This is a genomic window from Maribacter vaceletii (assembly GCF_003634105.1).
Lineage (GTDB): Bacteria > Bacteroidota > Bacteroidia > Flavobacteriales > Flavobacteriaceae > Maribacter_B > Maribacter_B vaceletii.
Genome location: NZ_RBIQ01000013.1, coordinates 130,268 through 141,945, shown reverse-complemented (window position 1 = coordinate 141,945; position 11,678 = coordinate 130,268). Strand labels below are relative to the sequence as shown.

The 11,678-nt window shown below is 36.3% G+C and carries 2 protein-coding genes; both read right to left on the bottom strand.

Annotated elements, in window-relative coordinates; genetic code table 11:
• A partial coding sequence (locus CLV91_RS16245) for a beta strand repeat-containing protein (RefSeq protein WP_147406434.1) occupies nt 1–4,022 on the bottom strand: 4,022 nt, incomplete at its 3' end.
• A 296-nt stretch (nt 4,023–4,318) separates the two neighbouring features.
• Nucleotides 4,319–11,512, bottom strand: coding sequence for an FG-GAP-like repeat-containing protein (locus CLV91_RS16240; protein ID WP_121069283.1), 7,194 nt, complete (start codon nt 11,510–11,512; stop codon nt 4,319–4,321).
• Between the last annotated feature and the right edge of the window lie 166 nt (nt 11,513–11,678).

Below are 11,678 nucleotides of genomic sequence, written 5' to 3'. Positions count from 1 at the left end.
AAAACATATAATTGTCCTGTGTCTGTATCTACATACGTAGTACCAGTTGCTGGTGTGCCTGTTGGAGCTCCAGTATCTGTAAGTGTTAATTCGTTTGTAGAATCTTTATCACCATCCGTATAATCTACAGTATAATTGCCACTACCATCATCGGTAACACTTATATCATTAGTACCTACTACGGTTTCTCTATAATCCGATAAATCTATTGCCGTTGCTGTTGGGTCATTCGTTAACGTTAAATTATCTCCTGTTAATTCTAAATCTTGTAGTTCATTGGTGTCATTATTTACATAAGGACTTAAGTCTATGGCATTGGAATTAACCCCATTTACCGTACTAACCAACTCATCACTACCATTTAAAGTTAATGTATTACTATTAATAATATTTACATCTGCTCCTGTTACTCCATCTACTGTTGTACTTAATGTATTTCCACTACTTGTATTGGATACCGTTGTTGCTGGAACTAATGTACTTTTATCTATCCACTCTACTACTCCTGTAGCATCTGTAACTAAAACTTTATCACTTCCGCCTGAAGAAACATCTTCCGTTAAAATACTTCCGTTTACTATATTTTCTGTCTGTACTGCATTGTCCGCTAACTTCGCATTTGTAATTGCATTGTCTAATACATCTATAATTACATCCTTAAATACAGAGTCATCTCCGCCAGTTACATCTATAGTATTAACTGAAGTAATATTCCCATCTGCTATTGCTGCTTCGTCTACTTCTAATGCTCCTGTGGTTACATTCTGTGTTAAACCTGAGCCTGCTACATCACTATTTATCGTCGCTGCATCTACTGCATCATTGGCTATTGTTAAACTAACATTGTTTAAAGTAGAATTCGTACCTCCTAACACATCTAAATCACTAGAGGTAATACTTCCGTCTCCAACTATATCTGTAGGATCTACTGTTACCGTATATTCTGTATTATTTCCTGTTACACTTGAAGTTACATCTATTCCTGTTCCTTCTACTACTGTTGTAGTTGTTTGATTTGCTTGTATTGCTGGAGTTAAATCTAAAGCTGTTGACGCTTCTCCATTTATTGTACTTATTAAATCATTATTAGTATCTAAACTAAGGTCGTTGCTATTGATAATATCTACTCCTACTCCTGTTACTCCATCTACTGTAGTAGTCAACGTATTTACAGAACTTGTATTAGATACCGTCGTCGCTGGTATTAACGAACTTGGGGTAACAAACTCCCAGTCCGTACCATTCCATTGGATTAAATCTCCTGAATTTGAGCCTGAAGCTATATTCTCCAAACCTACTGCATTGTCTGCTAATTCTGCGTTGGTAATTCCATCCGTAGAAACTGCTAATGTGTATGGAACTGCTTGGGAACCATCTCCAGAACGTGTTAATGTCCCATTTGTAGCTCCAACTACTTCATTTCCTATTACGCCATCATTCTCTGTTACGGTTACAGAACCTAAATCTATTAATACCCAAGAAGATGTTGCATCATCCCATTGCATGACTTGACCATCTGCTGTACCATCTGCTAACTTTTCTAAGGTTACTGCTGCATCTACTAACTCCGCTGTATTTATAGCATTATCGGCCATCTTTGCATTTGTAATTGCATTATCTGATACATCTAAAATTACATCCTTAAACACGGAGTCATCTCCGCCAGTTACATCTATAGTATTAACTGAAGTAATATTTCCATCTGCTATTTCTGCTTCGTCTACTTCTAATGCTCCTGTGGTTACATTCTGTGTTAAACCTGAACCTGCTACATCGCCATTTATTGTTGCTGCATTTACTGCATCGGCTGCTATATCCGAAGATTCTACTGCACCAGGTGCTATTTTATCTGTAGTAATAGCATCATCTGAAACATCTAAAATTACATCCTTAAATACAGAGTCATCTCCGCCAGTTACATCTATAGTATTAACTGAAGTAATATTCCCATCTGCTATTGCTGCTTCGTCTACTTCTAATGCTCCTGTGGTTACATTCTGTGTTAAACCTGAGCCTGCTACATCACTATTTATCGTCGCTGCATCTACTGCATCATTGGCTATTGTTAAACTAACATTGTTTAAAGTAGAATTCGTACCTCCTAACACATCTAAATCACTAGAGGTAATACTTCCGTCTCCAACTATATCTGTAGGATCTACTGTTACCGTATATTCTGTATTAGTACCTGTTACACTTGAAGTTACATCTATTCCTGTTCCTTCTACTACTGTTGTAGTTGTTTGATTTGCTTGTATTGCTGGAGTTAAATCTAAAGCTGTTGACGCTTCTCCATTTACTGTGCTTATTAAATCATTATTAGTATCTAAACTAAGATCGTTACTATTAATAATATTTACATCTGCTCCTGTTACTCCATCTACTGTTGTACTTAATGTATTTCCACTACTTGTATTGGATACCGTAGTAGCTGGAACTAATGTACTCTTGTCTATCCACTCTACTACTCCTGTAGCATCTGTAACTAAAACTTGATCATTTCCTCCAGAGGAAATATCTTCCGTTAAAATGGTTCCGTTTACTATATTTTCTGTCTGTACTGCATTGTCCGCTAACTTCGCATTTGTAATTGCATTGTCTGATACATCTATAATTACATCCTTAAATACAGAGTCATCTCCGCCAGTTACATCTATAGTATTAACTGAAGTAATATTTCCATCCGCTATTGCCGCTTCGTCTACTTCTAATGCTCCTGTGGTTACATTCTGTGTTAAACCTGAGCCTGCTACATCACTATTTATCGTCGATGCATCTACTGCATCGGCTGCTATATCTGATGATTCTACTGCACCAAGTGCTATTTTATCCGTTGTTATTGCGTTATCTGCTACATCAAAACCTACATTTTCTAATACTGAATTTGATGGCGTTCCTGTTAATGTTATAGTTCCATCTGGTGAACTTAAACTTCCATCTCCAACTATATCTGTAGGGTCTACTGTAACCGTATATTCTGTATTAGTACCTGTTACACTTGAAGATACATCTATTCCTGTTCCTTCAATAACTGTTGTGGTTAATTCACTTGAAGTTATAATACCATCTAATTCCTCTAAAGCTGCTTGTACATCGGTACTCGTAATATTTCCTGCAGGTGTAACTGTGACTTCACTCGCATTTTGGTTATCTGTTACCATTGTCCAATTTGTACCATCATATACATACAACTCATTCGTGGCAGTATCTAAATACGTTACTCCAGGATTATCATTTGCTGGTGCTCCTACTGGTACGCCTACTCCACTTGTAGTAAGTTCGTTTGTTGGGTCGATATCTAAATCTAATGCATTGTTCGCAGCTAAATCTGCTATAGCTTCTTCTACTGTAGCCTCATTATTCCCATCGTTATCAACATCTATAGGATTGGTTAAATCAACTTCCGTTCCTTCTTGATTATCGGTTACCATTGCCCAATTTGTACCATCATATACATACAACTCATTTGTGGCAGTATCTAAATAAGTTACTCCAGGATTATCATTTGCTGGTGCTCCTACTGGTACGCCTACTCCACTTGTAGTAAGTTCGTTTGTTGGGTCGATATCTAAATCTAATGCATTGTTCGCAGCTAAATCTGCTATAGCTTCTTCTACTGTAGCCTCATTATTCCCATCGTTATCAACATCTATAGGATTATTTAAATTTACCTCAGCAGCATTCTGATCTGCTAAATCCTCTAAATCTACAGAAACCGTATTTCCATTTTCAATGGCTAAGGATAATAAATTTGTTGCAGAATCAAAACTAAAATTTTGCAGTTGCTGACTATCAGTAGAAGTTAACTCCCACGTATCTCCATCCCAGAAATAAATAGTACCGGTATCTGTGTTTACATAAATATCGCCAATATCTGCACCTGTTGGTGTACCAACACCTGGAGCTGTGACATCTGTACCACTTAATACTTCGCAATTACATTGATCCTCTAAAAGAACTGTTTGCTGTGAAAATGCAATTCCCGATATAAATAACAACATCGGTAATAGAAACTTTTTCATTTGTAGGTTTTTAGTTTTGGTCATTTTAGTATTATAATTTTGCTATATACTTTAAATACATAGCTATAATCTTTCTTTTCATAAACCATAGCATTTACACTATGATCTTACTACACTCTACAAAAATAACTTTACATCCTCCGTTGGAAAATAAATGTTGTGTAAGTGTATATAAGTATTGTATACCTCCTAAAAAGTGAGGTTTCAGTATAAAAAAACACTTAAAAAACTTTACTCCTTTTATCGATAACCTCAACAAAAACAAAAGTTTCAAGCGTTTAATTTTTCTATAAAAATCAGTTTTTTCTTACTCTATGGGTTATTCTTCTATTTGTAATTACTGTCTTAACTCTCACAGTTAATAAAGCAGCATTAGAGGTTATAGCAGAACAGGTTGTACCAGAATTAGATGCTAATACTCTATAGTAAAATCCGTCTTTATTCTTTTCTACATTTAGTACTGTTAAACTTGCTGTTTGGGCTCCAGAATACTCTGTTCCGTTGGTCACATTTGTATACGAAACACCATCTACACTTACTTGCCATTGATACGTATCTGCATTTGAAACACTTGAAGTAAACACCCCATTATCTCCTGCAAAAACTGTCTGGTTAGTTGGTTGCGTACTATAACTAACTACTGGTATTGTATTAATTTGGTAACTTCCTAAACTAACCGGGCAACTACTATTTCCCCACCTTACCCATAAATTATAGGTTCCGGCTGCAAGGTTTGTAAAATCATAAGTTCCATTTGCATCGGCAGTATTTGAGTAACTTGCTTGATTATCTATACTAAATGCTATTCCTGATCTATTTGGATGGTCTGGGAAACTAAATCTAATTACTCCATTATCTATACCGCAAGAGGTATCTGTTGTAGTTACCGTTGCTGTTGGATTTGAATAAACAATAACATTTGCAGAATCTGAGTTTTCACAACCATTACTATCTGTAACTGTAACTGTATAAATATAGGTTGTATTACTGTTAGGATTACCTGCAGGTGTAACTGTAATTGAAGGTGTAGTTGCTCCTGTGCTCCATAGATACGTATATCCGCTACCACTTCCGCCGGAAGCAGATGCTGTAAGTGTAGCCGATTCCCCATCACAAATTGTTTGGTTTGCTCCTGCACTTGCATTTGGCAATGCATTTTGGGTAACAGTTACTGCTGTTCTTGTTGCACTAACACAACCAGTTGTTGTATTCCTAGATTCTGCATAATACGTTCCTGCTGCTGTAGGCTGATAACTTGTACTTCCACTCTGTAATAAAGTACCTCCAGATGCCGCAGTATACCAATCTATAGTTTCTTGCCCCGCTGTTGGATTTGCTGTTATTTGCGGAATAGGAGATCCTACACAAAACTCTTCATCTCCTCCACTTGTAGGTGCATCTACAGTTGGGCAAACACAATTTGGTGCTGCTACTACTAAGTCTCTACTACAATTACCTTGCGTTGCTGTTACTGTAACATCTGTACCATCTGGCACATCGGCAATTCTCCATACATTCCCTGAGGGGTTTGTTACTGTTCCTGCGGTTGCAGTTACGGTCCCTGCACTTACAGTTACTTCAAAAGTATAGGTTGTTGGTTGAAACAATCTAAAAGTACAACTTGGTGCACTTGAAACTGTTATTGTTGGTGTTGGTTCTACAATTACTCTAACCGTATCTGTATCTGTACAGCTATTACTATCTGTTACAGTTACGGTATAGTCTACATTTACATTATTGTTAGTATTACCTGCTGGAGTTACTGTAATAGTTGGTGTTGTTTCTCCAGTGCTCCATAAATAGGTGTATCCAGTACCACTTCCTCCTGTTGTTGTTGCTGTTAATGTTGTAGACTCCCCATCACAAATTGTTTGGTTAGCACCTGCATTTACATTAGGTTGTCTTACTCTTAACCTTACCTGGTTAGATGTTTCATTATCACAAACATATGCAGCGTTATATACTAAAACTCTGTATAAATTATTGTTATCTGAGAGTGCTGCGTTCGTTATTGTTAATGTTGCTGTGTCTGTTCCGCTATGAATTCCTGTATCTGTAATATTTGTCCAAGTATTACTAATGCGTTGTTGCCACTGGTATTCATTACTATTTGTTGCTACTACAGTAAAAGATGTTCCACCTCCAGGACATGCATTTTCATCTGTTGGCTCTGTAGTAATTGCTGGGGCTAAACCTGCCTCTAAAAAGTCATAATATGTGTTTGCATCTGCATCTTCTGGTGTTTGATAGGAAGCTCCAATTACAGTACCATCTGGGTTAACAGAAGGAGTACCAGAACCATACATTCCGTTGTTATCGGAATCTGCATTTACATCTCCATATGCTTCATCCGAATCATTACAACCATCGCCATCACTATCTGCTTCATAAGCGTTAGGAATACCATCTCCATTAGAATCACAAAATGCTTGTGTTATCTGAATATCATCTATAGCTAAATCGTTACCGCCACCACCTGGAGCATTATTAATAAGAACTAATTCTAAAGTTGCGTTAGATGTTGGTGTAAATGAACCTGTAAAATTTTTCCATGCATTTGTAGCTCCATTAGGTTCGCGTGCAATTGCTCCTGTATTAAAAGAATATACTGTTGTTCCTGATTGTTGTATTAGTACCGTAATATCTGGCTCTGTTCTTCCATTATTTCCAGATATATTAGTATCTAAGTTCATTGCCCATAAGGAAATATTTAAGGGCACGTTTTGTGTAACTTGGACTAAAAACCTTCTATAAAATTCTAACCCTGGAGTATTATTCGCATTAAAAATAGCCATACGGTCACTTCCCGTAGTATGATCACCTTGTGTTTGCCAAATACTATTTGCCCAAGATGCTGTTGCTGTTATATCTTCAAAAATAGTATATTCCCCATCCTGTAAATTAGAGTCTGCGCCTGCAGAACCAGAACCGTCTTCAAATAAATAATTTGTATATGGCGTAGTTGCTCTACTACCATTAGCAGTTCCAAAATCTTCATTAAAAATAACAACATCTACTTGTGGGTTTGATGCATTACAATTATTTGCCTCAACCTCATCTAAAATACCATCATTATCATCATCTAAATCATCTGTATCTATAATACCATCATTATCAAAATCAGGCGCAATTGTTAGTAAAGCCGAATTAGAAGTTATAGAACTACAAGAAAAACTTGCATTGGTAATTATAACTCTATATAAATTATTATCCTGTGCATTTGTAACACTTGTAACGGTATAACTTATTCCAGTTGCTCCACTAATATTAGCATAACTGCCACCATCGTTTGTACTTACTTGCCATTGATAAGTATTACCTGTAGCACTAGTTGTTACCGAAAAAGTTGCATTGCTTCCTTCTGCAACATTTTGATCTTGCGGTTGTGTATCTATAGCGTTTGGTAAACCTGGAACTTTATAATCGTACTGCGAATCTGAATTATCATCGGCTGGAGTTGTATACCCATTTGCATTGCCTGTTACAATACCTGTTGTAGCATTGTATCCTGTTCCTTGTAATTCTCCTGCATTAGTTCCGCTTTCTGTAAAATTTGCTTCAATAACATCATTACAACCATCATTATCACTATCAATTTCTATAAAATCTTTATTAGAATCATTATCAGAATCTAACACTGTATAATTAACATTCCCTGAATTTTCTTGTCCTGAATTTTGAACACTATTGGCAATACCATCTGTTCCATAAGGACCCGAAAGTCTTCCATTGGTATGGCCAATATCATGACCTGCTTCAATGACATCATAAATACCATCATTATCACTATCTAAATCTAAATAATTTGGCACGCCGTCTCCATCAAAATCTACACAACCTGTTTTTAAAACCACATTATCTACATACAATCTATCATGATTTCCTGATGTTGAAACCCCCTGAAAACTTAAAGTAACTGTACTGGTTGTTGGGGTAAAAGTAAATGTTCTAGAAGTCATATTTAATGTAGCATTACCATTTTGAGATTGCCCTCCATTAGTTGCTACAATCTGGTTTGATGTTTCTGACAACATTGTAGTACCATCAATTAAAACATTAAATGTTACTTGATTATTATACGTGTTAGTATCTGCTCCTACATCAAAAGTTATGGTATTTTCTGTATTTGCGGATACGTTTATAGTTTGATAAAAAGTTGCCGTACCATTACTCCAGTTTGGGAAATAAGCACGATCTGCATTTATGCCCCATTGCTGGCCAGACCTTGTCCAACTATTATAATATATCCAATCAGAAAAATCTCCGTTGGTTACTAAACCTTCAGAATTTAAACATTCTTCGGAGTCCAAAATACCATCATTATCATTATCTAAATCGGCATCATCTGGTATTGCATCATTATCTACGTCATTACAGGCATTAACTGAACCATCTAGATAATAGGTATTTGTTGTATTATATGCAGCTCCATTAACTTGCCCGTTAGAATTTACTGTTGGCGTTCCTGAACCATAGGTTCCATTATTATCTGAATCTGCATTAGGGACTAATCCTAAATATGCTTCATCAGCATCCGAACAACCATCGCCATCACTATCTGTATTTTTAGAATTAGTACAAGGTGTATCTGTACTGAAAGCAAAATTATCTAAACCATGAGGATCACGTGCTGTTGAAGTTATACTTTCAGTTAAAATTTCGTACCTAATTTCTACATTATTTACTGGAGTATCTGTAATGAAACCAAAATTTGTTTCTCTATTTTGACCAGCTACAACATCTCCTCTTGGAAAATCGGCACCATCAAAAACTGTAACCGGACCAGTTGCATCATCACCAATTATAGTGTCTTTTATATAAGCTATTAAAACCCCGTCTGCATATACTGCATAACTTAATACTGGATCGTCTCCAATAATGGTATCTAAAATATCTACCATATCAAAACTAAAGGCAGTTACTGGTGTTGTAAAATCAATATCAACGGTATAGAAATCTCCAGCTACACCTCCTTGTTCTGGTTCTACAAAAACAGCATCCCCAGAATTTCCAGATTTAAATGCTCCACCTGTAGTTCTCCTAAATTCATTTCTATTCGTAGTAATATAACTAGTACTAAAAGACATTGTACCATTACTAAAAGTAACTACACTACTTACTCCTGAACCGTCTCCTGAAGCCGTTGAGGAAAAATCATTATTTCCATTTAAAACCGTAAGACCTAGTTGTCTATGATATGCTTCTTTCTGAAAACCAGATTCTAAATACCCGTTAGCATTTGTATTATTACCTATAACAAATATACGGTGGTTACCTTTTATCCAATCTAAAGCGTCTGCTTGTGGCTCTACTACTCCAGGAAGTGGAGGACACTCATCTACATCAAGAATTCCATCATTATCATCATCTACATCACATATATCATTTATACCATCCCCATCTGTATCTATTCCAGATAAATCTGTACAAGGTTCTTCTATATACACTGTTGCTGTATCGCTTTTCCCTAATGCAGGACAAACAGATACTGTAGAATCTGTAATAGTATAATCAAAACTTGTTCCGGTAAAAGGGGTTCCTGCACTATAGGTATAAGTAACCAATCCTGCATTTGCATCATCTATTACGACCGAACCAATTGCTGGCTGTACAATACTTTCTATAAAGAAGTTTTCTCCGTCTGGTTCTGTATCATTATCAAATAAATTAATTTGAACTGAAACAGAATTTCCTTGAGGAACAACCACTAAATCATTTTCTGCGTCTGGCGGATTTTCATTTTCTAGTATTTCAGCATCTGTTGTAGATAAATCGTAATGATTGGTTCCTGAAATTGTACTTGGTTGTGCTATTATTGTAGATATTAATCTGGAATACCCATTTGGGTCTGATGCATCATAAAAATTAGGATAACGAACCTCTATAATGTAAGTTTCATTTTCTCCTAAAGGCAACCCAAAATGGACTTCTTCTGGACTTTGCGTACCATGGCCATAAACACCGTTTACCTGTCTTAAACCACTTACTATATTACCGGCACAATCTCTAATTAAAACATTAGTACCAATAGCAACTCTAGGCGGTAAACCTCCAGTATTGCCATCTGCACCCCTATCTTCTGACACATCTATCAATAAGTGATTATTCCTGTTTGCTGCTGGTAAATTATTAATATATAACTCATTTGCTGCTCCATTAATATTCATATAAATATCTAAATCTCCATCATCATCAATATCAATCATTGTAGCACCTTCCCCATCTCTAGTATTAAAAAACTCTGCGTCTAATGTGAAACTCATTGCTGCACCACTACCTATTACTCCTGGTGCAGGTGTTGGGCTATTTAATTGGTTTATAAATAAATAACTTCTTCTATTAGAAGCATTACCTGCTCCATCTCCTATAAACAGAATATCTATATCTCCATCATTATCTACATCTCCTGCGGTAAGGCCATCGATATCATTTGAAGAGTTTCCCGCATTAGTATTCGAGGGTTGGGGTAAGCCCGGAAATGTAACTGCTCCTAATGGTGTCCAAACTCCTGGCCCATCATTCCTAAAAATTTGTGTAAGTCCGTTTTCTGTCCAAACGGCATCTAAATCGCCATCATTATCTAAATCCCATAGACCATTTGCCCCTTTATTACTATTATTGGCTTGTCCTAAATTTGCTCCATTAGTAAAAGTTCCTCCTTGGTTAAGGAAAAAATCGTTTTCATCTCTTTTACGCATAAAAATATCTACCCAACCATCATCATTAACATCCGCCGCAGAACCATAGTCTCCGTCTGTAGCAAATTGGTTTAGGCCATACTCTACAACGCCATTACCACTCCCTGGTGTTATATGCGTAAATAAAGATGCTGCTGCCGGATTAACAACGGTATGTGTAGTATGGTCTATATAATTATTACGTAAAAGCTCTATACCAAAATTGTGGTTATCAAAAAAGATGTCTAAATCCCCATCTCCTTCAAAATCGAAAAAACCAGTTCCTTCAGAATTAACACTAGGTATATTAATTGTTGCTCCTGATCTACCAACAGTAATTGGAGTATACCCTCCGGCACCATCACCAAAAGTACCGTCTGTATTTTGAATAAAAATTTGGATTGCTTGCCTAGCAGTAGAATTACCAGAGGAGTTAATCATAAAATCTGGACGACCATCTCCATTTATATCTCCCCAAGCAGCTTGCCTTTCCGCATAGTCTCCCAACATTCCTGGTGCTAAACTAGCTTGTACATTAGTAAATGTACCAGCAGGGCCCTGCCTCATTAGAAAACTTTTTACAGATGCGCTGTTGTTATTTTCTAAAACTAAAACATCTAATAAACCATCTCCATTAAAATCTGACCATGCGTGCCCACCATCTTTATTCTGGCCTAAGTTAAGACCATAAGCTGCCGCACTTTCTGTGAAAGTAGTTTGGGAGTAGGTTTTTGCGAAAAATAAAAATGCGAAAATTGTAAAACTTGCTTTTAAAGTTCTAACAATAAGACTAAATCTTTTGTTCCTTGCCATTTTTGACCTTAAGGTTATTTATTAGTTTGGGGAACTAATCTATAAAATTAGGGCTACGCCTCTTCTAATACTTATTTATGTTGTGTAAACCCTTAATTATATGGTTAAAAACAGAAAACATGAAGTATTAATTATTCATCAAAAAAAGGATATTCACAAACTGTAA